Genomic DNA, 23,785 nt, shown 5'->3' on the forward strand with positions numbered 1-23,785 from the left:
TTATGACTTATTTCTTAACTTAACAATCCATTTACTGTCTTCAATATAATGTGCCTTTTCTGCATTCTCCCGATAATAAACCGCTGCATGTTTGATAAATTGGCAATAAAAATTTAAACCTTTATTAAAGTTATCTATTGCTGCCGCCTCAGTTTTAGAACTATAGAGTATCTGCGTCAAAACAACCTGTATATGCATAACAGTTCCTTGCAATAAAGCATGTACATGTTCTGTTAAGGTGTTTAACAAAATAGTATTATTCAATAAAAGTACGCTAGCTTCTTTAAATGACTCTACTTTTCGACTATTTAACGTTAATAAATTCTCACAAACTTCATCAAAGTATTGAAAATCTAAATCTGTCGTTAACCGCGCTAATAATTGTCCCTCATCTGCATAAAGTTTTTTATCAAGTGAGGTTTTTGTTAGCTTTTTTTTATCTATTATAGGTTTACAGGCAAATATTTCATTAAATGATGCAATCGTCGTTGGCACGCTACCTTTTATTAATGAGCCATCACTTAAATTAAAACAATGTAAATCATCAAAGCCTAATATCTGTTTTCTTAAGTTTGCGTTAGATTGATTAAAGAAAGAATCACATAGAAACTTACCTCCAAAATTGCCATCTAACTCCACCAAAGAATCATTATTAATTCGATATAGATCAAGGTCTTGCTCATCTTCGCTATAATACAAACTTTTTTTACTGTGGTGGTTGCCACCTTTTTTATGACCTAAGTCAATCCCCATTAAATAAAAGTTTTTAAAGCCTAAATTATAGCCCATGACTAATGCAGTGTTAGCTACTGTAGGGTTAATAAAGTGATAAGCTGAAAAAAGATCTTTCCCTATTTCGTCTCTTAATAATAACGAAGAAGAAGGTTCATTAGCTTTTGGTGCCATAATTGAACGTTTAAACATTGAAAATACAGCAGGATGTACCGTAGTTGGAGCTAACAGCACCATTTCTTCTAAGGTTTCAATAGGGCAACAATGCTCAACCTTTTCAGCTACCGGGAAAGTACGTTCTTGCTCACAGTGAAAGTCAGGAATAATACCATATTGATATAATGCACTTAATGCCGTGCCGCAACTAATAACGATGGCTTTATTTTGTTGTGCTTTAATTACGTCAATTAAACTATCAAGCGACGGTCCATTGCCAACAATAAACACTGGGTATTCTAAAAGATCCGAACTATGAACAGCATCTTTACGTATAATAGGCACTTGATGTTCAATATTCTCAATAGTATGAGCTATAGACATCACTGCATCATCAAAAAATCCCCAACCTTGCCCCATTTCTAAATAACGAAGATTAAACTCAGTTAATAATGCTGATATAGCTGCTGACTGATAATGGATATAACCGGCAACATGTGCCATTTGATAACGTCCATTAAAAGCAGATTTTTGCATAAGATCATCAAAAAAACTGTCTTTTTGCTCGCCTAACGAAATATGTACTTGGCTACCTTTTTTATCAAAAGTAGTTAAAACAAATGCCCAATTAATACTAAATAAAGATAAGAAAAACAGATCGAGATCAGGTTCAATAATATATAAACAAGACACATCATAATGTTGGGCAAATAATTCAATATGATAACCAGCACCAACACCAAACAATATTAATGAACTAAGGTTGTTTGAGTTAAGTACGCTTTTTTGATCTTCTGCTTTACTTGGTAATAAACCTAACATTGCATCAACATAATCTACATGAATAAAGTTAGCCTCATTGCCTTCTTCAGCGTTAAAGTTAAATTTTTTAATATTAGGTGAAACACTAAATTTATCAAACTGTAATTTAGTACTTAAAAAAGATGGGTATGTATAAAACATTTCTCCCGTTTCAACATCTAGTGCATTAACAAAACCATCACTAGCATCTACTATATATTTTGTAGGCGTGTAATTTTCAAAAAACTCAAATATTTCAGGGTGGTATTCTTTGAATGCACTTAAATTATCTTGATAGCGAATAATTAAATCTTCATCACTAGATGCCAATAAAGACATATTATCGGCGAGTGCTTGCAATGCATTCTCTTCTTCTTGTAGTGAAGAGAAATGTGACTTAATTTTAGTTAATGTTTTTTCAAAAGTATTAATTTGATCAGATAAATTATTAGATGAAGTATTGGGTTCTTTCAATGGGATAACTCCATGAATTTAAGATTTAAATTATAAGTATTGATTTTAAATCAGCCTTAAACATTGAGCTTTAGGAATTATTTTTATAATGATTCAATGCTTTTTTTATTTTTACTTGATTAACAGACGCCTGTTTACTTTGTTCTTTATAACGAACAACTTTAGCACTACTAATTGCATCTTCCTGCTGTACCCACAGCAATAAAGAAGTAAAAGCTTGAGAACACTCGGGGGTAGGTTTATTCGTAAGTAATTGTATTTTATATTGTTCAAGTAAGTGTTGACGATCTTTTAAAGTCGTCAAACACTGCTCAATATTGTGATCATCAACAAAACGATTAGCTTGTAATGTTAATGCTTTAATATTTTCCGCTAGTTGATTAAACATTAAAATATCAGGCTAACTAGCTACTTTTTTAGCTTTTAATAAAGCTAAGCCAGCATCTTTGTCTGCTGCAGAAATTTCCTTCCAAGCATCAGCAAGAGGTTTTAATAGAGTAACAACGTCATCTAACTTACTAAGATCAAGTGATACGCTTACATCAGTTAAGCGATCAATACAATAAGCATAAAGCTCATAAAAATTTTTTGATATTTGAGGCTCTGATTCCATATCTAAAGAATCTTGTAAAGAGCGTAATATACTCATAGATTTATTTAATTGTATTGATTTAGTAGCAAAATCTTTTCGCTCAATTGCACCTTTAGCTACTGATATACTTTGAAAAATACCATCAAATAGCATTGAGATAATAGTATGAGGATCACCTGCATTAATGCCACTTTCAACATTAATATTCTGATATTTTTTTATATTCGCACGCATAATTTAACCTTACTTATCAAAAGCTACCGAAATATAGGTAACCCTTTACAATAAAATTCTTAACTTTGAGCTTCAGGCAAAGCAAGAGCAGATGTTAGCCATTCGGCTGTTGCGTTATATTCCGATACAGTAGCATCTAAGAAACTGAATTGACTTCTTAATGTTTCTTCATATGAACGTAAACGTGTTTCTAACTCCGTCCATTCATCTTCAATACTACTAACCTGTTCATTTAACGATGTTTGTCTTTGTGTTAAAACGCCGTCACTAGCAATATAACTATCAATCATGTTTGCCATTTGTGTGGCAATACCATTAGATGATGCAAAGACCTCGCCAAGATCAGTCAAGTTATTATTTAATGCGTTATCAAGTCTCTCTTGACCGCTAGGTATGTTATCTGAAGAGAAAGTTGATTTCTGTAAAAGTCCATCTTTATTAAGCTCTAGACCAATATCAGCTAAACCATTTAACGACCCAGTTAAACCAGTAACCCCTTGAATAACTATGTCAGAAAGTTGACTCTTAACTTGTCTAACATTAGGATCAAACGCTAATCGCCCTTGCAGTGGTGCTGATAAACCTGTCAATTCAGTGACTAATGCATTATAGCCATTGATAAATTCATCGATAAGTTCACTGCCACTTTCTTTATCTTGTTCAATTGATAGTACTGCGGGGCTAGAAGCAGCCGTAACAGTTTTAGCTGTAATAGTGACGTCTTCAATAGTATTTTTAAATTCATTCGTACTGCTATTAATTAAAGTACCATCAATAGTTATTTGTGCGTCTTGTGCTGAAGTAACTACAGTATTATTCGTTGATATACCATCGAGTGATACATCGGAGGTACTAATATTTAATGCATTCGCAGCACCTGTTACTTGTGAGTCAAAAACTAAGAATGAACCAGAGCCCCCATTAATAATGTTAGCAGTAACACCAAAATTCTCACTTTGTGCGTTTATTTTATCACGAATTGCGGAGAGGCTATCAGCAGGGTCAATAACAACATCAAAAGCGTCAGTACCATTAGCAAAGGTTAAAGTCCCAGAGCCTACAACAGAGGAAGAATCGGCAAAAGTTTGAGAGTTTAAACGAGTACCTGTAGCAAGTTGATTGACTTCAACATTAAATGAACCATTACTCGCAAAACCATTCGTTTTTACTTCAATAGCACTACTGCTTGAGGAAATAACTTGTTTATTAAAGGCGTCTGGATCGATTAGCTTTTCTAGCGTATCGTTAAAGGTTGCTAACGAAGACTTAAAGCTACCAACACCTGAAAGTTCAAGGCTAAGGCGCTCTTCTTTTTCTTGTAATCTTAATTCTTGAGGAATAGCTTCAGCGTCAATATAAGCTTCTACAATACTCTCTAGCTGTAAGCCTGAGCCGATACCTAAACTCGTAATACTAGCCATAATGCATTCCTCTTTTAATTAAAATCTATACGTTAAATATTACACTTAAAATATATGTTTAAGCTATTAATATTTAATAGCTTAAACATATATTTTAATACTAAAACATGCCTATTTTTTTATCTATAACTATATTTATAGATAAGTTATACATGACTATCAACTAACAAGCCTGAAATACTCTCTACTTCTTGATGTAATGATTGAATTTTTTCGGCCATAGATATTATTTTTTCACTTGGAAACTGGTTAATTACTTCTTGTGTATCTTTATCCGTCACCGTAATGACTATTTTACCTGCGTTATTATCGCTTGAAAAGTCGACTTGTTTTGAAGTGTTCTGTAAAAAGCTAGCAACGACTTCTAATGCTTTATCTACTTCTTCTACTGTTAATTTACTTTCTTCCGCTGATTTAGCTGCTTCAGTTGACTCTTCAGTGATTTCAGAAGTTACACCAATACTTTGTTTTTGTAACAATAATTGCACTTCTTCTTCTGTATTTTTTTCAATATTGGCCGAAGTTTTTTGAATAAAACTGTTATCTGTATTAATGGGCATGGAGTTAATACTCATCATAATCTCCTAATAATTACTTTAAATTTTGACTTAAATTAAAACGAAGAAAGGGATCATTCATGTGATCCCTTTACAATTCTTTTTAGACCACAGCCTAGCGACTATTATAATAGTGATAATGCTATTTGTGGCTGTTGATTTGCTTGCGCTAACATTGAACTAGCTGCTTGTTGTAACACACTGTTTCTAGCTAACGTTGCGGACTCTGCGGCATAATCAGTATCTTCAATACGTGAACGTGAAGCCGATACATTTTGTGCTGTATTGTCATTAGTACGAATAACTGAGCTGAAACGGTTTTGCTTAGCACCTAAATCAGCACGAGCTGAAGTTACCGTTGCTAAAACACTATCCATTTTACTAATTGCGGTTTGTGCGTTAGCAAAGGTTTTTAAGTCCCCACTTGATAAGCTAGCGAAGTTTGTAGTAATAGCCATTGAAATAGTTTGACCTTTATTCGCACCTACTTGGAACTCATCACCGTAAGTAGAATCTAATAAGGCAACACCACCAAAACTTGTTTGGCTCGCAATACGTGTTAATTCTGCTTCTAATTCTTGGAATTCAGTATCAAGTGCTAGTCTATCAGCCGTGTTATTCGAACCATTAGAAGATTGAACTGCAAGTGTACGCATACGTTGTACTGCGTTAGTATATTCGTCTAGAGCACCCTCAGCTGTTTGAGCTAGTGAAATACCATCATTCGCGTTTCTTGATGCTTGATTTAAACCATTAATCTGTGAAGATAAACGGCTTGAAATTTGTAACCCCGCGGCGTCATCTTTAGCACTGTTAATACGTTTACCTGACGATAAACGTTCGTATGATGTGCCTAGCTCATTCGTTGAAAGAGACAATTGACGTTGTGAATTTAATGATGCGATATTACTATTTACTGATAAAGCCATGTTGAACTCCCGAGTGAATGCACTCTTATATATTTATGTTTTAATATTTAAGTTACTCGAAATGTTCGATTAGTAACTTGCTACATAAACTTTATCGGAAGAACATAAAATAACTTTAACTTTAAATTTAAAATAAATAAAAAAAAACTTAATTTTAAAGTTAAACATTGATTAATAAGGTTTTTTAAAATTGTAAATTAAAGGGGATTACTATATAAAATCCGCCATAAACTAAAAAAGCCTCCGAAGAGGCTTTTTTAGTTTATTAACGATAAATCAAAATTACTTATTGTAATAATGATAACGCTATTTGTGGCTGTTGATTCGCTTGCGCTAACATTGAACTTGCTGCTTGTTGTAGCACACTGTTTCTAGCTAAGGTTGCAGATTCTGCAGCGTAATCAGTATCTTCTATACGAGAACGTGATGCAGATACATTTTGTGCTGTATTGTCATTACTACGAATTACTGAGCTGAAACGGTTTTGTTTCGCACCCATATCTGCTCGTGTTGCGGTAACGGTTGCTAAAGCGCTATCCATTTTAGTGATGGCTGTCTGAGCCGTAGCAAAAGTAAGTAAATCGTTACCTGTACCAACAATAGTTGCAAAGTTAGTGGTAATAGCCATACTAATTATTTGTCCTGAATTAGCTCCAACTTGGAACTGTTCAGCATAACTGCCATCAAGCAAATCAACTCCACCAAAACTTGTTTGGCTAGCAATACGTACTAATTCTGCTTCTAATTCAGTAAATTCAGTATCAAGTGCTATTCTATCTGCTGTAGAGTTAGAGCCATTTGATGATTGTACTGCTAAAGTACGCATACGCTGTACCATGTTAGTATATTCATCTAATGCACCTTCCGCTGTTTGCGCAAGAGAAATACCGTCATTAGCATTTCGTGATGCTTGATTTAAACCATTAACTTGTGAAGTTAATCGACTAGATATTTGTAAACCAGCCGCATCATCCTTAGCACTATTAATACGTTTACCTGAAGATAACCTCTCATAAGAGGTGCCTAATTCGTTGGTTGAGTTAGCCAACTGACGCTGGGAATTCAACGATGCTACATTACTATTAACTACTAAAGCCATTGTTATCTCTCCTAATTGTTAGGTTGTGGCTCTTAGATAACAATATCTTTTGTGAACCACGCACTTGTTCTAATTTTATCTTACGATTTTTAACTACACATATATCAATGCAGACACTGTGCCACTTTTTACAACTTTTTTTTGACAGTTAGATTTTGTCTTATAAATAATTAAACAAACTTAAACTTTTAATTTGTACAAACGTTTGCTGAGCCGCTTGCAATGAGACTTTTGATTGCTCAAAATCTGACGCAGCTTTAGCATAATCAAGAGCTTCAATATCAGTAGTCCCTTGCGTGAGAGCTAGTGTAGAATCGAGATGGTTTGATTGTTGATTCTCTAACAAGCTTAAGCGTAACCCTGATTCCACCTGACCTTTTGTCATATGATTAAGAGCCTGATCTAATTGCCCTAACAATTCTTGATATTCTACTTGATGTTGTGCCGAATCTGCAGGCGATGAACCAACCGCTATCCAATCGACAATGCCTTTTACAGTATCAAAAAGGCTTATTTCTTTTTGGGGTGTCAAATTAAAGTCATCACCTGGCAATGGGTTGCCGCTTAATTGTACTTCGACACCATTAAAGGCAATTGTTTGCCCTGGAGCATAAGTTGTTGTGCTAAAAACCGAATTACCTAAAGCATCTGTAACATTAAGGTCGGTTTCCGAAGTAAAGTTAAAATTATATTCAGGAGGGAAATTAACGGTGTCATAAGCACTAGGATCACTAATAATTGCTTTATTAAGTGCGATACCCGAGGTGCTGTTGTATTCCACAGAAAAGTCACCCTGCTCATTATTTACGTTCATAAAAGCAGTATCACCAGCTTGGTTTGTATCAACCATAATGTTTTTAGCTATTTGCAGCTCCCTAACACCATTGTCACCATGGTAACTCACTGAATTATCCTCCTGCATAACAAAAGGTGTAGTGCCTACTTGATAACCCGCAAAAATATAACCGCCGGTTTCATCTTTTGTATTGGCAATATCAAGTAGTTGCTCTAATGAACTTTGTGCAAGGTTTTCTAACGCATCTAAATCATCATCATTGTAGGCACCATTATTTGCTTGAATAAAGGTTTGCTTTAGTTGCTGCATGATGTCTTCTGCACTGGTAAAACTAACATCTTGAAGACTATTGCGATTGATTGATTGAGTTATATTACGTTGGTATTGCTCAATATTGGCAAGATCATTTTTCAAACCACTTAAAGTACCATAAGCTACTGCATCATCTTTGGCGGTTAAGACTCTTTTACCTGCCGAGATATATTCACCTTGTTGGCTAACACTAACTTGCTGTTTACTTAATTGCTGAGCACTTTGATAATAAAATTGCGAGGTTGAAACGCGCATACATTACTCCTTATCTAACTGCAGCTAAAATGGTGTCAAACAATGTATTCGCTACAGAGATTACTTGTGACGATGCTTGATATGCTTGTTGGAATTTCATTAAATTAGCCGCCTCTTCATCAAGGTTAACCCCTGATGTTGATTGATTTCTGTTATAAGCTTGGGTATACATTGCTTGAGCACTGTCAGCGACCAATTCAGCATTACTTGCTTTAGAGCCAACAACAGAAGTGCTTACCCCTAAACTTTTACTAAATGTTTCTTTAGAGCCATTTAAAACACCTAACTCTTGAGTTTTTGCTAATGCAACTGCGTTATTGCCGTTACCTATGCCGAATGCATCATTTATCGTGAACTTTTCTGTAGCTAAAGCACCTTGCCCTGTAGGCTGCCCTGTTATTTCAAGTTGAAAAGCGGCTGTTGCAGGCGATGGTGGCATATCAATAACCGCACTATCACCCACATTAAATGTACCAGAGGTAATAGCACCAACGACAGAAGGTGGTGTTGGTGGCTGAATTGATGGATCAGCATTGTAAACTCGATACGAATAAGTACCTGGTGTGCTCTCATACACATCAACCAATAAGCCATTATTAGCCACGCTAGTAAAATTACGTGCTGCAACAGGGTCTGTAACATTTACAATATTTACATTGCCATCACTTACATTATTAATTGATGGGGTTACGGATACGGCCGAACTGGCTGCAATAGCATTACCGTCTTTTAAAGTGGCTTGCATCAATGCAGCACTGTCTTTTGTTGGAATAATGGTAAATTTGTCACCTGCTTGCAGTGACGCACCACCAGATTCAATAAAAGAAAAACCATAAGTTGCCGATGTGTGCGTTCCTGCAGGGGTACCTGTTCCTGCTGCGCCTAAGTTTTCACTAGCACCAGAAGTTAAATTAAAAAGTGTAAAGTCTGTACCGTCATAACGTACTTCAAATTCATCTGTTGTTAGTTGTGAAACATCATCAATTCTTACTTGTGTTTGAATATTAGTAGAATTACTTGCATGAGCTAAGGACCTACCTTGCTGTAATTGAGTTGTGTTAATATCTGTGAATAAATTAGCACCTTGCAAACTATTTAAATCTAAGCCACTGGCTTGGTTATCATTCAAGGTTGAGGATATTGCCATCGCTAATCGATCTATTTCATTACGCGTTTGCGTTAAGTGCTCATCTCTAAATTCAAAGTTTGCTGCTAATGAACCACCTAATTGACTACCATTAATAGCGACACTACTCTTACCGCTTACTAACTTTAATTCTGTTTTTTGTGTAACAGGCTCTCCTCCAACCACTTCTAGTGTCATCGGGGTGATGCCTGCAACAAGCGTTGTCCCTTGCCCTATCATTACGGTCATTACAGCATTACTATCTTCTACTGTAGTAACACGTGTATATTTACTTAGCTCATTAATTAATTGATCTCGCTTATCTAACAAATCATTTGGTTGGCCTGAGGTTATACTTTGCGAGTGCATTATATTTTCATTAATTTTTGCAATTTCTACAGATATTTCAGAAATGTTATTAGCTATTTGACTAATTTCACCATTGATAGCGGTAGTCATAGAGTTAAAGCTATCTGTTAAGGTATTAAAGCTATTAGCTAACGTTTCTGCTTGATTTACAACGATGCTGCGTAAGCCTATATCATTTGGGTTGTCTGCTACGCTATTAAGTGATTGATAGAATTGAGTTAAAGAGCTTGTAATGGCTCCACCTGAAGTAGCCATAACTTGATCAAGCTGGTTAAAATGTGCATTAAGTGAATCAGCATTCGATAAATTACTTTGGTTCATAACTTGTTCTTTATAAGAGAACTGATCATATAATCGAGTAATATCTTGAATATAGGTACCGCTACCAATGTAGTTACCACCAGACTGGATACCTACCATGGCATCTTGCTCTGTACGTTGGCGGTTATACCCTTCGGTATTTACGTTTGAAATATTATGACCGGTTGTTGCCAATTGCTGCTGAGAAGCTAATAAGCCACTTACACCGGTTTGGTACAAGTTTACTGTCATAATATTGTCTCCAATAGCAAGGTAACTTTAGCCATCAAAAGATTGACTAACCTACTTTGCTATACATAATGTGATAAATAATCTTAACGAGATATAAAGCTAGCTCACCTAAAATTAGGTGATTTAGTAATATCTCTTATTAAATAGGTTACTTAACGAATGAACACTTACGTACTTCGTTAATTACTTTGTCAGTAGATTAGTGACTGTTTTCAACGTGCTTTGAATTTTCTCAGCGTATTGAGGATCAGTTGCGTAACCTGCTTTCTGTAAACCTTGCAGGAAGTGTTCCACATTGCTTGAGTTTTGCAATGCTTCTTCGTAGCGTTCGCTAGTAGAGAGGAAGTTTATGTAATCATTTATACTGTCAGCCAGTGTTTGATAAGTTCTAAAAGGCTCTGCTTTTTTAACCATAGCGCCTTCTTCAAACTCTAACGTGTCTTTTGTTATTTTATCGCCAGCCCAACGGGAATCAGCTTTAATGTTAAATAAGTTATTAGAGCTTTCACCATTTTGATGTTTAATAATTTTTTGGCCCCAACCAGTTTCAAGCGCCGCTTGAGCAATAACCACTGCAAAAGGTACTCCTAACTCTTCTTGTACTTTTTGCGCAGGCTCAATTAATGCGGTAACAAAATCTTTGGGTTCATTAAAATGTTGTTCAGATAAAGGTGCTGAATTATTGACGCTTTGATCATTACTAGGATCCGCTGATAGCTTCTTAGTCGTACCTTTAGTTTGCTCAGTTTGAATAAACTGATTCATAGCGCTATTTAATTGACTAGCTAGAGTTTGGTTACTCATACCTGCAGCTATTGTACTGTTTGTCGCCAATGGAATTTCGACACCAGATTGCTGCTTATTTTGTTCAGCTAGCATTTTTTCGATAAGCGAATTTTCTCGTGCTGCATTTTTTTGACTATGACTACTTACCACTTCATCTTCATCATTTGTATTACTAACGCTATTAACATTTACGCCCGCAGGTAAATTACCGTCATTACGTAATACAGAGCTTGGCTTATAGCTACCATCGTCACCACCAAGCTGCCTAACAATTAGGTCTGTTAAGCCAAGCGAGCCGTTTGAAGAAAGTTCTACTGCCATTTGTTGATCATGCATATCACGATAAAATTTAGTAGATTGCGAGTTAAATGGACTGTCTGACTCAAGCACTTCTTGCGCTTTACGCATGCTCGACAATAACATTCTCATGAAGATAGCTTCGAACTGCTGCGCCGCTTCAGTCAATGCTTCTTTTTTTGACTCACCATCACCTGAACGTGACTGCTGACGAATATCATTCAAGCCATTAAGATCAAGAGCATTACGCGCTTGATCAAAATTTTGCTTTTGGCTTGAATTGATATCCATAATTTATTTACCTAAAGTTTATTTATCTTTTATTGTTTCAGTTTCGATTATTCATGGTTTATCTTTAAGTTGTATGTGACGATTTAAAGGAAATAGCACGGAGTTGACGTTAGTCAATGAGTACTTTTGACGCTTAAATCGATTCATACAACGACAAGATAAACATGAACACTAAATAATGACTAACTCGCCACGAATAGCTCCCGCTTGATCTAATGCTTCTAGAATAGCCATAACATCACCTGGCCCTGCACCTACTTCATTAATTGCGCGGACTAATGTCTCTAATGTCACACCCGGTTGAAACACAAACATACGTGCATCCGAATTACTAATATTTATATCTGATTGCTGAGTAACTATGGTGTCACCTTCAGCAAAAGCATTAGGTTGTGACACATTTTGATTTTCATTTATTGTAACCGTAATACCGCCATGTGTTATTGCTGCAGCAAGTAATTTAACTTCTGAGCCAATAACTATGGTGCCAGTACGCGAGTTAACAATAATTTTAGCAGCGGGAGAGGCTGGCTCAAATTCAAGGTTTTCAAGTACTGATAAAAAGCTAACACGAGCACTAATATCACGTGGTGCTGTCACTCTTACCGATGTTGCATCAATCGCCGTGGCAGAGCCTTCAATCAATTCATTAATTGTGTCAGATAATAATTTAGCCGTAGTAAAATCAGAATGACGTAAGTTAAAGGTTATGTAATCACCTGAAGAAAAAGGAGATATGACTTCACGCTCAACAATCGCACCATTTGATATACGGCCAACAGTTGGAATATTTACTAATACTTGCGAGCCATCTAACCCTTGCGCGCCTAAACCACTTACTACTAACGAGCCTTGTGCTACTGCGTAAGCATTACCATCAACCCCCATTAAAATAGTTTGTAATAAAGTACCACCGCGTAAACTTTCTGCGCTGCCCATACTTGAAACGGTTACATCTATAGTTTGTCCGGGTTTAGTAAAAGCATCTAGTTGCGCATGCACAGCAACAGCCGCAACGTTTTTAATTTTTGGTTTCATCGACTCAGGCATGGTGATACCAAAATTACTTAACATAGTTTTAAAACTTTGTTCGGTAAAAGGGCTTTGCTCACCAGTGCCCGGTAAACCAACTACAAGACCATAACCAATAAGTTGGTTAGGACGAACGCCGGCAACATCGGCTAAATCTTTAATACGCTGTGCGTTTACTGCCAGTGGAGCCAGTAATGTAAAAAGGATAAATGTGTTGATTAAAGATTTCATAATATTCATACCTTGCTTGTATGCCTTCAATATCGATTCAGTGCTATTTTAGTTATATTTCAAACTAACATTTCAGTAATACGAGGAGCTAACTAAAATGGCCACCACGTACTATTAAAGAATTTAACTAACCAACCTTGCTCATTAGCATCAGCAAAACTACCTGTCCCTGAATATTGAATACGCGCGTTAGCTACCTTGGTTGATAAAATAGTATTATTAGAGTTGATGTCTTTTGAGCGAATAATTCCTGTTAAGCGAATATATTCATCACCATTATTTAACGTTAACCACTTTTCGCCGCGAATCATTAAATTACCATTAGCTAATACTTTAAGTACATGTACTGAAATATTGCCGTTTAAACTATTACCTTGATCGGCTTTAGAGTCGCCTTTAAAGTTTGAGTCTTGGCTAAGCCCAAAGCTTAATGACTCTCCATTAATGCTAACAGGCACACCACCAAAACCAGTTACAGCATCTAAATTCGTTTCATTTTCTTTTTTCAATTCTGTTTTAGCATTTTTATTTGCTTGGGTTTTCTCACTCAAAATAACTGAGATAATATCGCCAACCCGATGCGCTTTAGAGTCAGAGTAAATATTATTGACGTAATTAGGTTTAAATAATGATCCTGATGGCACAATGCGCTCTTCTTCTTCTTCTGGCATTATTGGCGCAAAATCAGGATCGTTAGGCAATGCTTTACTTAACTCTATGGTATTACTACATGCTGTAGTTACCGCAATTAATAAGCTCAGAGAAAAAAACTTCGCTACCTTTTCAATAATTTGGTTTTTCATCACTGCCCCCTGTAAGTTTTTATTAAGTTATAATTAATGTTAATCGTTAAATGTTGTAAATGATCAAAAACTATAACTGTTGATTGATATAACTAAGCATTTCATCAACGGCTGAAATTACTTTTGAGTTCATTTCATAAACACGTTGGCTTTCAATTAAATTAACCAACTCTTCAGTAGTATTTACGTTAGATGTTTCTAACGCACCTTGTACTATCATCCCGTAACCTTCTAAGCCAGGAATCCCCTCTTGAGGCGCTCCACTTACTGCTGTCTCGGTATACAGGTTCTGTCCAATTGGCTGTAAACCTGTTGGGTTAACAAAGTTAATTAAGTTAATTTGTCCTACCACTGCCGGCTCGGCTTGTGCTTGTAACGTTACTGATACTTCACCATCTTGTGACACAATAATACTTAACGCATCTTCAGGAATAGTTACTTGTGGCTGAATTAAATAACCAGCTCCAGGCGTTACCATATTGCCTTCTTCATCCATGGTAAATTGACCATTTCGACTATAAGCTGAGCTGCCATCAGGTAGTTGTATTTCAAAAAAACCATCACCTTGGATCATTAAATCAAGGACGTTATCTGTGGTGATCATGTCACCTTGCGTATGAATTTTTTGAGTAGCAACAACTTTAGCCCCCGCACCTAGCATTAACCCTGATGGTGCTTCGGTATCTTGTGAGGTACGACCACCTGGCTGGTTTATGTTCTGATATAGTAAATCCTCAAAAACAGCTCGGCTCTTTTTAAAGCCGACGGTACTGGCGTTGGCTAAGTTGTTAGAAATTACCGCAATATCTTTATTTTGCGCATCTAAGCCGGTTTTACTAATCCATAATGCTGGGTTCATATATCACCTCTGATTGTTTAGTGATTATTTATCTTTAGTTGATGGTAAATAATCGCTGAAATTTTTTATTGCTATAACTTGCTGCTTTAATTTGTTGCTATAACAAATACAGCTTTAGCTAATACCGCTTTATTTATTAAAAATAAAAAGCTATTAAAACTAGAAAGCGCGTAACAATGAAGAAGCGCTTGAATCATTTTCTTCTGCTGTTTTCATCATTTTTAATTGCATTTCAAACTGACGTTGTAAGGCAATCATATCGGTCATTTCGCTTACGGGATTAACGTTACTTGATTCCAACGATCCGCCTAAAACACTTACATTAACATCGGCAAATAATTGTCCTCCGCCTTTAGCGCGAAATAGACCGTCATTACCTTTTTCAATCAAGCGTGTATCAGGGTTTACCATTTTGATACGACCAACCTCTTCTTGAACAGAGCTTGGTGCGCCTTCTGGCTGTACCATAATGGTACCGTCACGCGCTATTTGAATATTGTTAACGGGAAGAGGTAGCGTAATAGGTCCATCTTCACCAATAACCAATTCGCCGTCATTAGTCTCTAATGCGCCGGTTTCAGTTAAACGTAAATGACCACCGCGGGTATAGGCTTCTTGACCATCTTCTGCTTGTACTGCAAAAAAGCCTTCTCCTTCTACCGCAATATCTAATGAACGTCCGGTATGAATTAATGAGCCCGAGTCAAAATTTTGGCTTGCTCGCTCCGTCATTGAAAATACTCGAGAAGGCATACCTTCACCGTAAGCTTGCATACTTCGAGCTTGTGCCAAATCAGCTTTAAAGCCAGTGGTTTTGGCATTTGCCAGATTATTGGCATTAATTGATAAGGCATGCATGTTTTGTTTAGCACCGCTCATGGCGATATAAAGCAACTTATCCATAATGATTTTCCAAAAAAATAAAAGTATATCTAAGGTATTTGCAAATAGAGTGCCAATAGCAATAAATAGTTATAAATGACAAAATGAATAAGTGACAATTAGATATTAGATAAGTAGCGCGTAGAAAGTTGGCACCTAGGAATTAGCACTAACTTGTCGGGAGTATACGGATAAATTAAATTACTGATAAAAACTAAAAAGCTAGTCAACTGAATAAAGATCAGCGACTAGCTTTGTAACTATTACTAGGGGTAACGATTAATAACGCGCGAACAAGTTCCCGCCTACACCCCCCCCTAACTATTATCTAATTTGTAAAATAGTTTGGTTTAATTGGTTATCAACTTCAAGTGAACGAGAGTTAGCTTGGAAATTACGCTGTGCTGAAATTAAATCAATAAGCTCAGTCGTTAAGTTCACGTTAGCTTGCTCTAATGCTGATGAATTAATACTACCAAACGTACCAGAGTCAGCCTCACCTGCTAATGCTTCACCTGAGGCAATACTTTCTTTCCATGACGTACCGCCTACTTGACTTAAGCCTTGCTCATTAGCAAAGTTAACCATGGTAATACGTGATAAAGGCTCTGAGGTACCATTACTGTATGTTGCACGTACTAAACCGTCGCTACCAATGTCAATACCCGTTAATCGACCAACGGCTAAACCATCTTGCGTTAACGCAGTTACTTCAAAGTTAGAAGCAAATTGGGTAGGCTCATTAGGGTTTGGTGCTAATGGGTCAAGGTTAAAATCAATCGCAACAGTTTGTGTTGGATCTGCGCCATTAGGTAAATGATCAGCAAATGAAACCGTTCTAATACCACCATTAGTTAACGAAGGTGATTGACTAATAAAATCACCAGATGAATTATAAGTTAATCGAGCACCTTGTACACCACCATCCGCTGATAATGGGCCTGAAGTACCACCACCTGTAGGTGTGGTTGCTGAAATAGCATCAGCAAGTGCCGTTTTTGCTGAATTAAGTGTGGCTAAATCTGAAGCTGAAGGAGATGCGATTGAGTCATAAGTCGCTTGTGCAGCTACTAGGTTAGCTTCTTGAGTTGTAACGTTAGTTTCTGCTGCAGTTTGTACTGCAGAGTCTTCTTCAATATCAATAACCTTGCCATCAACGGCTGCAAACATCATCCATTGGTTTGGTGCTGTTTCAGGGTTATCTTTAACAAAGTAATAGGTCATTACATGACTATCACCTAATGAATCAAAAATAGTTACTGAGGTAGAGTTATTAAAAGTTAATGGATCTTCTGGATCAAAGTTACCTGGCGCATTAGAAATATAACTGTCACCTGCAGGTAAATTCATTCTAATATCTACTTCATTAGTCTTAGCTGGTGCACCTGAAGAAGTTGGAATACGAATAGGCTCGGCAGTACTTAAACTAACCGATGATGATGAGCCATCTGGGTTAACAGGAAATCCTAATAAATGCTGACCTGATGAATTAACCACAAAGTTATCATCGTTTAATTTAAATTGCCCTGCTCGCGTATATGAGGTTTCTAATGAGCCTAGCTCAGGTACTGTGGCGAAAAAACCATTACCGGTAATCGCTAAATCTAAGGCGTTATTAGTAAACTGAATACTACCTTGAGAAAATTGTTGAGCAACTTCAGAAGTTAACACACCATCACCGACTTTAGTTTTCCCTGAAGATAATAACGATGAAGCATACACATCAACAAATTCAGCACGCGATTCTTTAAAACCTACCGTGTTAACGTTGGCGATGTTGTTTGAAGTAACATCTAGATCTTTTTGTGCTGCGTTTAAACCGCTTAATGCAATATTAAATGACATAATTTAACCCTCTTAAAATTTGGTGTTTTGCTTACCACTGTTTGGCTAATATTCGATTTGCTGTTACAGCTAAAACAATTTTTACTTAGTTACTTCTGAGCTATTTATTTCTTAGTTACTTGTTAATTACTTGCTTAGTTACTTAGTTACTTAGTTATTCAATACTAAGGCTAGATTTACCGCCTTAATTACTAACTTGTAAAAGCTAATTAACTTCCTTCCGATACTTCAACCACATCAGCTAATGCCATAGCACTGCCACCATTGAGGTTAAGCATAACGTTACCGCCAGATCCCGCTAAAGTAACACTGTCGACTTTACGATAGGTTTGCGCTTCTAACTCAGATGCTTGACCTTCAACTAAGCCGACAATCCTAAAGCGATAAGCGCCTGCGGGAGCAGCCTCCCCTTTATCTGTTTGACCATTCCACGTAAAGCCAAAATCACCAGCGTCAACATCACCTACGGGTACTGTTTGAATAATTTCACCGGCGATATTTTCAACATAAATATTAACGTTACTGGCAGGTAAATCTGAAACCAATTTACCTTTTACAGACTCACCTTCCGTCATACCAAAAACATTATCTTGAACTAATACACTGCGACCAACTAATGAAGAAGCTTGCAATGCTTGACTTGAAGTCATTGAAGAAGCAAAGCTTTCAAAAGACTCATTTAATTGACTTACTCCATCAGTAGTTGAGAAAGCCGTCATTTGCGAAATCATTTCATTATTGTCTGTTGGATTCGTTGGATCTTGATTGGCAAGCTCTTGTGTTAATAAAGCAAAGAAGTCAGCCTGAGTCAGCATACCGTTATCTTGTTCGGCCGTCTTATACTCTTCTGTTTGCCAACGAATGCCATCTAAAGCACTGGTGTCACTAACTGTAGTCATGTTCTACTCCTTCAGCTTGCAATGAACTAAATATCATTTTAAAAATTGTCATTAGTTTTTCCCTAGCTGCAATGTTTTATTCAACATGTTTTTAGCTGATTCAGCTAATTGCACATTGGTTTGATATGAGCGAGAGGCAGAAATCATATTGGTCATTTCTTCAATCACATTAACATTAGGTTTATAAATAAAACCTTCGTGATTTGCCATTGGGTGACTAGGCGCATATTCAACATTTAACGGCGCGTCACTTTCAACAATGCCTAAAACATTAACACCTACGCCACTTCCCTCTTTTGCATTTTGCCCTGCGGCAGCTTCTTGCATAGCGGTGGCAAAAACAGGATGCCTAGCTCGGTAAGTTTGTTCAGCGCTACTACTAACACTATCAGCGTTAGCAATGTTACTTGCGGTAGTATTTAAACGGACGGATTGAGCGCTCATACCACTACCAGTGATATCAAATACGTTAAATAGACTCATTTTTATTGACCTCCGCTAATGACTTTTTTCATGGCTTGTATTTTACCTGTGAGAAATTGCACGCTTGCCTGGTATTCCATAGAGTTTTTAAGATACAAGTTTCGTTCCACTTGTACGTCTACAGTATTACCATCACCAGTATCTGCTTGTGTCGGTACGCGATAATCAACGGTATTATTTAACTCGGTACGTACATCAAAGTGCTTTTCATTAGTACGAGTCATACCTGATTGTTGATTATTGGTCGCGTTAGCCAGCGCTTGTTTAAAATCTAAGCCTTTTGCTTTGTAACCAGGCGTATCTGCATTAGCAATATTACTGGCGATAACTTCTGCTCGCTTTGAACGAAGTAGCATACCTTGCGAATAAAGTTGAAAACTTTCATCAAATCCGATAGCCATAATAGCCTCACGATAGTTACGTTATTAATTAACTCGTTATTAATTAATAGTTACGTTTAAATACAAAAAATGACTTTATAAAAGTTAGAAGTTTAAATACCCATAAACTTTTACAATATCTGTTAACCATAATCTGTTAACCATAGGTATTTAACATTCAATAATTATGCCAAACAATAAAAATGTATTAATGAAAGTTAATAAACAACATTGACATTTGAATAAATGATTTAAGAAAGGACAGAAAAGTTGATATAAAAAAGGACAGAAAAGTTGATATAAAAAAGGAGATATATAAGCCTTTATAACGCTATAAAGTTATTCAGTTAGTTGTTATGAAAGGCTTTTTAATAATTGATAGGTTTTACGGAAGTTAACTAGAGGTGGCTTTATTTTTTCTGATAAACAATGCCAGGGTTACAACGTAGCATAGAAAAATCTTGATTGATTCCTGATAAAGATTCAGAAGCACCAAGGTATAAATAACCACCGTTATTTAATACGCCATGAATTTGACTAATGATCTGTGCTTTAATTTCAGGTGAAAAATAAATTAACACATTACGACAAAACACAATGTCAAAGCGCCCCATTAAGCTATAGCTGTTAAGTAAGTTTAATGGACGAAAACTCACCATGCGCTTCACTTCATCTTTAACTTTTAACATGCCATTATCGCCGGGCTCAAAAAAACGTTTCTTACGCTCAGCAGATAAACCACGCGCTAGCGCTAAGTTATCATAATGTCCGTACTTACAGTGTTCTAGCATAGTTGTTGAAATATCAGTGCCAATTACCTGCACCCCCTTAGAAAATGCTCTTGGATTTTTTTGTTGATATTCAAGTACTGACATTGCGATTGAATAAGGCTCTTGCCCAGAAGAGCTTGCTGCCGACCAAATTTTAATAGGCGTTTTTCTATCGGCCAAGTCCGGTAATAATTTGCTTTGTAGTAATTTAAATGGGTAATCATCACGAAACCATAACGTTTCATTTGTGGTCATGGCATCAATTACTGCGGCACGTAATTGCCGCTCGACAGGCGAAAGCGTTTTATTAACAAGTTCACCAAGAGAGCTTATTTGAAATTTAGCCATTAAAGGAACTAAGCGGCTTTTTACTAAATATTGTTTGCTTTCACCGAGCACTATGCCGCATTGTTGTTCTAAAAAAGCTCTAAATTGATTATAACTTTTTTCATTAAGTTCTCTTTCTGACACAGTACCTTCCTATTTATTCCAAAGTATTTCGCTATTTTCCATAAAATGGAGGTGGTCATTAATTTGGTTAACTGTTATTTCTATTTACGTATGCGGTTAACTAACCTGAGATCGGTTTAATAAATCTTTCTCTAACAGCTACTTTCTTACCTTTCATCATTAAATTTACTTGCAATAGACTAGCTATTGACGCGAAATTTGCCTTAAAAGTAAAAAAACATCAAGCTAGAGTGCTAGATAAAATAATATTGTAAATTATTTCAATAGGTTAAAAATATCTTAAACAGAGTTCAGGTTAACTACAACTATCTATCTAATTTTAACCATTTTTTTACTGAAGTAGCTAGTTCATCAGGATGAAATTTAGGAATAAAGTCTTCAGCGCCTACTTTTTCAACCATGGCATTATTAAATACTCCACTTAGTGAGGTATGTAAAATAATAGGCATTTTAGACATTCTATCGTTACCTTTGGCTTCAGCCGTTAAGGTATAGCCATCCATTTCTGGCATTTCAATATCAGAAATCATCAATGCAACTTTTTCAGTAATGCTGTGTTCACAAGTTGCTGTTATTTCTAATAGTTGATCAAGCGCTTCTCGACCATTTTTAGCTAAAATCATATTGATACCTAACGGTTCTAAGGCTCTTTTAACTTGATTACGAGCAACAGTTGAATCATCAACAATCATGACCAACTTATCACCTAAATCAACACCTACATTGGCATCAATAATTTCTTCGCTTACATCGGTTGATACAGGGCTAATTTCATTGAGAATTTTTTCAACGTCTAAAATAGACACCATTTCATTATCTATTTCTGTTACTGCAGTTAAATAACTAGATTTACCTGCCCCTTCTGGCGGTGGCATTACATCAGCCCAAGTTAAAGTCACTATTCGCTCAACACCCGCAACAAGAAACCCTTGTACGCTACGATTATACTCAGCAATAATAATAAAACTATCAGCTGTTTGCTCTATTGCAGGCCCGCCGGTAGACTTACTAAGATCAATCACTGAAATAGTTTGCCCGCGTATATGAGCAACCCCTTTAATAAAACCATCCTGTTTAGGTAAAACAGTTAATGTAGGACAAGGCATAACCTCACGTACTTTAAAAACATTGATACCAAACCTTTGTCTGCCAACCAATTTAAAAAGTAATAGTTCCAATCTGTTTTCACCAACAAGTTGTGTCCGTTGGTTTACTGAATCAAGAATACCTGCCATATGAACCTCATGTAAAACTGCCCTTTTTATGATGTGTTTTGGTATAACACATAAGGCACAGTTCTTGAATTAATTTGAATATAACGTAATTATAAAGTTTTATTCACTATATTTGCATTAAGCGTCTGAAATTTGACGTATCATTTAACTTAACGTCACATTGCTAACCTAGCTTAAGCATAGACGATTATTTACATTTACTTTAAGATTGATAATAAATATATGCGCCTTACAACAATTTTTTCATTAATTTTATTCTTATTGCTTATTAAGCACACAACCACTGCTGCAACAGAGCTTAATAGTGATTATATAGAACAATTTGCCACAAACTATCTCATTGAGCAATTTCCTTCAACGGCAGAAGAAAGAGTACTTATTACTGTTGCAGAAATTGATCCGAGAATCACTATACAAGCTTGCGCTATTCCTTTAACGGCAGAGCTACCTGATAAAAGCAGCTCAAGAAATGTAAATGTAAAAATTAGTTGTGATGAATCAACACCCTGGAAAATATATTTATCGGCCAAAGTTGAAATAACTAAAGCTTTTTTAGTGGCTAAACATACAATTAATAAAGGCGACATACTTGATGAAAACAATGTTGAGTTAACTTATATGCCTATTAATAGAATTCGAGGTAAAAAGCTCACTGATACCGCCGAGGTATTTGGTGCTAAAGCAAAAAGACGCATTGCTAAAAACAAATTAGTTAATAAGCACAGTATTTGTTTAGTCTGTAAAGGCGACATTGTCACCATTGTTGCCGCTTCAAGTAGCTTTAATATCAAAACTCAAGGTGAAGCATTAAGTTCAGCTAATATGGACGAACAAATAAGAGTGAGAAATTCACGTTCAAATAAAGTTATTACCGCTCATGTCAAAGGTATTAACCAAGTCATAATTAATTTATAATTAATCACAGATAAAGCGCTATACGCCATAGGTATATTTTACTTACCTATTTTATATAAATTTAATTAAAGTTATCTATCAGCTTGCCGATAACAAGGTACTAGAACTCTTTTAAAATATCATTTCATTGTTAAAGGATGAGATTATGGCTATTAATATCAATAACTTGAATACAAACAATCAAGTTAATCAAACACAGAAAAAGCAAGTGCAGCAACAAACTGCGCACTCAGCATCTGATAATGCTCAAATAAAAAAATCAGGTCAAGACTCTGTTTCAATTACACCACAAGCAAAACAATTGAGTGAATTACAAAAGAAAGCGGCGGATGCACCTGTGATTAATCAAAAGAAAATTGATGAGTTAAAAACAGCGATCAGCTCTGGTGAGTATAAAGTAAACCCAGAAAAATTAGCAGCAAGTATTGCAAATTTTGAGTTTGATCTCGTCTAACATTGGCTTATGCTTGTTTAGCTATAGCATTTAAAGGTAGACTGTAAATATATCATTTATAGTTTAATCAAAGGCATACCAATGTTACCAGAGTCAAATTCGCAAGGGTTAACGTCTACAGAGTTGCTAACAAAGCAACATCAGCAATTAACTTTGCTTGCCCAGATTATTGCTAATGAAAAGCAAATATTACAGCAACACGATCCTCAAGCATTACTTCTAATAAGCCAAGAAAAAAACACTTTGTTATTAGCGATTCAACAATTAGATAAAGAGATTGGATTAAACCAGGTGTTTGCCCAAGATAAAGCGGCAGGAAAACTTACCCAAGAACTAGCAGAAATAACTTCATTATTAGAACATTGCCAAAAACAAAACTTGGTTAATGGTCAAATAATTCAGCAATCACAACTTGCTGTTGAACGTATGAAAACAAGCCTATTAGAAAGCCATAATAAAAATGCTATTACCTACGATAATAAAGGTAAAAAAAGTGCAGGACTATCTAGCTTAGGATTTAAAGCTTAACGCTTTATAACTATTGATTAGCACTAGCTGTCACTCATCAGCCAATATAAACCGTTTTATATAATCCCAAATATAACTAAAAATAGAACCTAGAAGTATTTAAGAAAAAGCCGTAATTTACATGATAGATTACGGCTTTTTTATTATGAATATTTATAGCTAATACCAATCTGATTAAATTTCTTCCCAACCCAGAGCTATGTTCGATGTGCAATAACA

The 23,785-nt window shown here is 35.9% G+C and carries 23 protein-coding genes; 3 read left to right on the forward strand and 20 right to left on the reverse strand.

Going from position 1 to position 23,785, the window contains the following annotated elements:
• From KO502_RS04635 to KO502_RS04730, 20 genes are all read right to left on the reverse strand, one after another.
• Nucleotides 1-2,163, reverse strand: a complete 2,163-nt coding sequence (locus KO502_RS04635; protein WP_216021393.1) for a 6-hydroxymethylpterin diphosphokinase MptE-like protein — start codon at nucleotides 2,161-2,163, stop codon at nucleotides 1-3.
• A 70-nt stretch (nucleotides 2,164-2,233) separates the two neighbouring features.
• Nucleotides 2,234-2,551: a hypothetical protein gene (locus KO502_RS04640; RefSeq protein ID WP_216021394.1), complete on the reverse strand. Its 318-nt coding sequence runs from the start codon at nucleotides 2,549-2,551 to the stop codon at nucleotides 2,234-2,236.
• Nucleotides 2,552-2,563: 12 nt separating this feature from the next.
• Nucleotides 2,564-2,989, reverse strand: coding sequence for a flagellar export chaperone FliS (gene fliS, locus KO502_RS04645; protein WP_216021395.1), 426 nt, complete (start codon nucleotides 2,987-2,989; stop codon nucleotides 2,564-2,566).
• Nucleotides 2,990-3,048: 59 nt separating this feature from the next.
• Nucleotides 3,049-4,410, reverse strand: coding sequence for a flagellar filament capping protein FliD (gene fliD / locus KO502_RS04650; protein ID WP_216021396.1), 1,362 nt, complete (start codon nucleotides 4,408-4,410; stop codon nucleotides 3,049-3,051).
• Between the two features lie 146 nt (nucleotides 4,411-4,556).
• Complete coding sequence (locus tag KO502_RS04655) at nucleotides 4,557-4,985, reverse strand: flagellar protein FlaG (protein ID WP_216021397.1); 429 nt, start codon at nucleotides 4,983-4,985, stop codon at nucleotides 4,557-4,559.
• A 107-nt stretch (nucleotides 4,986-5,092) separates the two neighbouring features.
• On the reverse strand, nucleotides 5,093-5,896 hold the full coding sequence (locus KO502_RS04660; protein WP_216021398.1) for a flagellin: 804 nt from the start codon (nucleotides 5,894-5,896) through the stop codon (nucleotides 5,093-5,095).
• A 286-nt stretch (nucleotides 5,897-6,182) separates the two neighbouring features.
• Nucleotides 6,183-6,995, reverse strand: coding sequence for a flagellin (locus tag KO502_RS04665; protein ID WP_216021399.1), 813 nt, complete (start codon nucleotides 6,993-6,995; stop codon nucleotides 6,183-6,185).
• Nucleotides 6,996-7,155: 160 nt separating this feature from the next.
• Entirely contained in the window at nucleotides 7,156-8,358 is a 1,203-nt protein-coding gene (gene flgL / locus KO502_RS04670; protein WP_216021400.1) for a flagellar hook-associated protein FlgL, read from the reverse strand.
• Between the two features lie 10 nt (nucleotides 8,359-8,368).
• Nucleotides 8,369-10,405 carry a flagellar hook-associated protein FlgK gene (flgK, locus tag KO502_RS04675; RefSeq protein ID WP_216021401.1) on the reverse strand — a complete coding sequence of 679 codons (2,037 nt, stop codon included), beginning with the start codon at nucleotides 10,403-10,405 and terminating at the stop codon, nucleotides 8,369-8,371.
• A gap of 183 nt (nucleotides 10,406-10,588) precedes the next feature.
• Nucleotides 10,589-11,779, reverse strand: coding sequence for a flagellar assembly peptidoglycan hydrolase FlgJ (flgJ, locus tag KO502_RS04680; protein ID WP_216021402.1), 1,191 nt, complete (start codon nucleotides 11,777-11,779; stop codon nucleotides 10,589-10,591).
• 171 nt (nucleotides 11,780-11,950) lie between these two features.
• Entirely contained in the window at nucleotides 11,951-13,042 is a 1,092-nt protein-coding gene (locus KO502_RS04685; RefSeq protein WP_216021403.1) for a flagellar basal body P-ring protein FlgI, read from the reverse strand.
• A gap of 92 nt (nucleotides 13,043-13,134) precedes the next feature.
• The gene (gene flgH / locus KO502_RS04690) at nucleotides 13,135-13,845 is read right to left on the reverse strand and encodes a flagellar basal body L-ring protein FlgH (protein WP_216021404.1); all 711 of its coding nucleotides are present in this window, start codon (nucleotides 13,843-13,845) and stop codon (nucleotides 13,135-13,137) included.
• 70 nt (nucleotides 13,846-13,915) lie between these two features.
• Nucleotides 13,916-14,704: a flagellar basal-body rod protein FlgG gene (flgG, locus tag KO502_RS04695; RefSeq protein ID WP_216021405.1), complete on the reverse strand. Its 789-nt coding sequence runs from the start codon at nucleotides 14,702-14,704 to the stop codon at nucleotides 13,916-13,918.
• A 159-nt stretch (nucleotides 14,705-14,863) separates the two neighbouring features.
• Nucleotides 14,864-15,607, reverse strand: coding sequence for a flagellar basal-body rod protein FlgF (gene flgF, locus KO502_RS04700; protein ID WP_216021406.1), 744 nt, complete (start codon nucleotides 15,605-15,607; stop codon nucleotides 14,864-14,866).
• A 303-nt stretch (nucleotides 15,608-15,910) separates the two neighbouring features.
• A complete protein-coding gene (locus KO502_RS04705; protein WP_216021407.1) occupies nucleotides 15,911-17,431 on the reverse strand; it encodes a flagellar hook protein FlgE in 1,521 nt (506 codons plus the stop codon).
• A gap of 209 nt (nucleotides 17,432-17,640) precedes the next feature.
• Nucleotides 17,641-18,330 carry a flagellar hook assembly protein FlgD gene (locus KO502_RS04710; RefSeq protein ID WP_216021408.1) on the reverse strand — a complete coding sequence of 230 codons (690 nt, stop codon included), beginning with the start codon at nucleotides 18,328-18,330 and terminating at the stop codon, nucleotides 17,641-17,643.
• A gap of 51 nt (nucleotides 18,331-18,381) precedes the next feature.
• A complete protein-coding gene (gene flgC, locus KO502_RS04715; protein WP_216021409.1) occupies nucleotides 18,382-18,813 on the reverse strand; it encodes a flagellar basal body rod protein FlgC in 432 nt (143 codons plus the stop codon).
• A gap of 2 nt (nucleotides 18,814-18,815) precedes the next feature.
• Nucleotides 18,816-19,214 (reverse strand): flagellar basal body rod protein FlgB, encoded by a 399-nt coding sequence (gene flgB, locus KO502_RS04720; protein ID WP_216021410.1) that lies wholly within the window; start codon nucleotides 19,212-19,214, stop codon nucleotides 18,816-18,818.
• Nucleotides 19,215-19,603: 389 nt separating this feature from the next.
• Nucleotides 19,604-20,434, reverse strand: a complete 831-nt coding sequence (locus tag KO502_RS04725; RefSeq protein WP_216021411.1) for a protein-glutamate O-methyltransferase CheR — start codon at nucleotides 20,432-20,434, stop codon at nucleotides 19,604-19,606.
• A 305-nt stretch (nucleotides 20,435-20,739) separates the two neighbouring features.
• A complete protein-coding gene (locus KO502_RS04730) occupies nucleotides 20,740-21,669 on the reverse strand; it encodes a chemotaxis protein (protein WP_216021412.1) in 930 nt (309 codons plus the stop codon).
• 222 nt (nucleotides 21,670-21,891) lie between these two features.
• Between KO502_RS04730 and flgA the strand changes: the two genes are divergently transcribed.
• From flgA to flgN, 3 genes are all read left to right on the forward strand, one after another.
• Nucleotides 21,892-22,584, forward strand: a complete 693-nt coding sequence (flgA, locus tag KO502_RS04735; protein WP_216021413.1) for a flagellar basal body P-ring formation chaperone FlgA — start codon at nucleotides 21,892-21,894, stop codon at nucleotides 22,582-22,584.
• 145 nt (nucleotides 22,585-22,729) lie between these two features.
• Nucleotides 22,730-23,038, forward strand: a complete 309-nt coding sequence (gene flgM, locus KO502_RS04740) for a flagellar biosynthesis anti-sigma factor FlgM (RefSeq protein WP_216021414.1) — start codon at nucleotides 22,730-22,732, stop codon at nucleotides 23,036-23,038.
• Between the two features lie 81 nt (nucleotides 23,039-23,119).
• The gene (flgN, locus tag KO502_RS04745) at nucleotides 23,120-23,566 is read left to right on the forward strand and encodes a flagellar export chaperone FlgN (RefSeq protein ID WP_216021415.1); all 447 of its coding nucleotides are present in this window, start codon (nucleotides 23,120-23,122) and stop codon (nucleotides 23,564-23,566) included.
• Nucleotides 23,567-23,785 lie beyond the last annotated feature (219 nt).

The sequence above is a fragment of the Colwellia sp. E2M01 genome (genome assembly GCF_018860585.1).
Taxonomy (GTDB): domain Bacteria; phylum Pseudomonadota; class Gammaproteobacteria; order Enterobacterales; family Alteromonadaceae; genus Colwellia.

Excerpts from the sequence above, each read along its gene's own strand:
- KO502_RS04640 (WP_216021394.1), bottom strand. The coding sequence starts at position 2,551 with ATGTTTAATCAACTAGCGGAAAATATTAAAGCATTAACATTACAAGCT.
- fliS (WP_216021395.1), bottom strand. The coding sequence starts at position 2,989 with ATGCGTGCGAATATAAAAAAATATCAGAATATTAATGTTGAAAGTGGC.
- fliD (WP_216021396.1), bottom strand. The coding sequence starts at position 4,410 with ATGGCTAGTATTACGAGTTTAGGTATCGGCTCAGGCTTACAGCTAGAG.
- KO502_RS04655 (WP_216021397.1), bottom strand. The coding sequence starts at position 4,985 with ATGAGTATTAACTCCATGCCCATTAATACAGATAACAGTTTTATTCAA.
- KO502_RS04660 (WP_216021398.1), bottom strand. The coding sequence starts at position 5,896 with ATGGCTTTATCAGTAAATAGTAATATCGCATCATTAAATTCACAACGT.
- KO502_RS04665 (WP_216021399.1), bottom strand. The coding sequence starts at position 6,995 with ATGGCTTTAGTAGTTAATAGTAATGTAGCATCGTTGAATTCCCAGCGT.
- flgL (WP_216021400.1), bottom strand. The coding sequence starts at position 8,358 with ATGCGCGTTTCAACCTCGCAATTTTATTATCAAAGTGCTCAGCAATTA.
- flgK (WP_216021401.1), bottom strand. The coding sequence starts at position 10,405 with ATGACAGTAAACTTGTACCAAACCGGTGTAAGTGGCTTATTAGCTTCT.
- flgJ (WP_216021402.1), bottom strand. The coding sequence starts at position 11,779 with ATGGATATCAATTCAAGCCAAAAGCAAAATTTTGATCAAGCGCGTAAT.
- KO502_RS04685 (WP_216021403.1), bottom strand. The coding sequence starts at position 13,042 with ATGAAATCTTTAATCAACACATTTATCCTTTTTACATTACTGGCTCCA.
- flgH (WP_216021404.1), bottom strand. The coding sequence starts at position 13,845 with ATGAAAAACCAAATTATTGAAAAGGTAGCGAAGTTTTTTTCTCTGAGC.
- flgG (WP_216021405.1), bottom strand. The coding sequence starts at position 14,704 with ATGAACCCAGCATTATGGATTAGTAAAACCGGCTTAGATGCGCAAAAT.
- flgF (WP_216021406.1), bottom strand. The coding sequence starts at position 15,607 with ATGGATAAGTTGCTTTATATCGCCATGAGCGGTGCTAAACAAAACATG.
- KO502_RS04705 (WP_216021407.1), bottom strand. The coding sequence starts at position 17,431 with ATGTCATTTAATATTGCATTAAGCGGTTTAAACGCAGCACAAAAAGAT.
- KO502_RS04710 (WP_216021408.1), bottom strand. The coding sequence starts at position 18,330 with ATGACTACAGTTAGTGACACCAGTGCTTTAGATGGCATTCGTTGGCAA.
- flgC (WP_216021409.1), bottom strand. The coding sequence starts at position 18,813 with ATGAGTCTATTTAACGTATTTGATATCACTGGTAGTGGTATGAGCGCT.
- flgB (WP_216021410.1), bottom strand. The coding sequence starts at position 19,214 with ATGGCTATCGGATTTGATGAAAGTTTTCAACTTTATTCGCAAGGTATG.
- KO502_RS04730 (WP_216021412.1), bottom strand. The coding sequence starts at position 21,669 with ATGGCAGGTATTCTTGATTCAGTAAACCAACGGACACAACTTGTTGGT.
- flgA (WP_216021413.1), top strand. The coding sequence starts at position 21,892 with ATGCGCCTTACAACAATTTTTTCATTAATTTTATTCTTATTGCTTATT.
- flgM (WP_216021414.1), top strand. The coding sequence starts at position 22,730 with ATGGCTATTAATATCAATAACTTGAATACAAACAATCAAGTTAATCAA.
- flgN (WP_216021415.1), top strand. The coding sequence starts at position 23,120 with ATGTTACCAGAGTCAAATTCGCAAGGGTTAACGTCTACAGAGTTGCTA.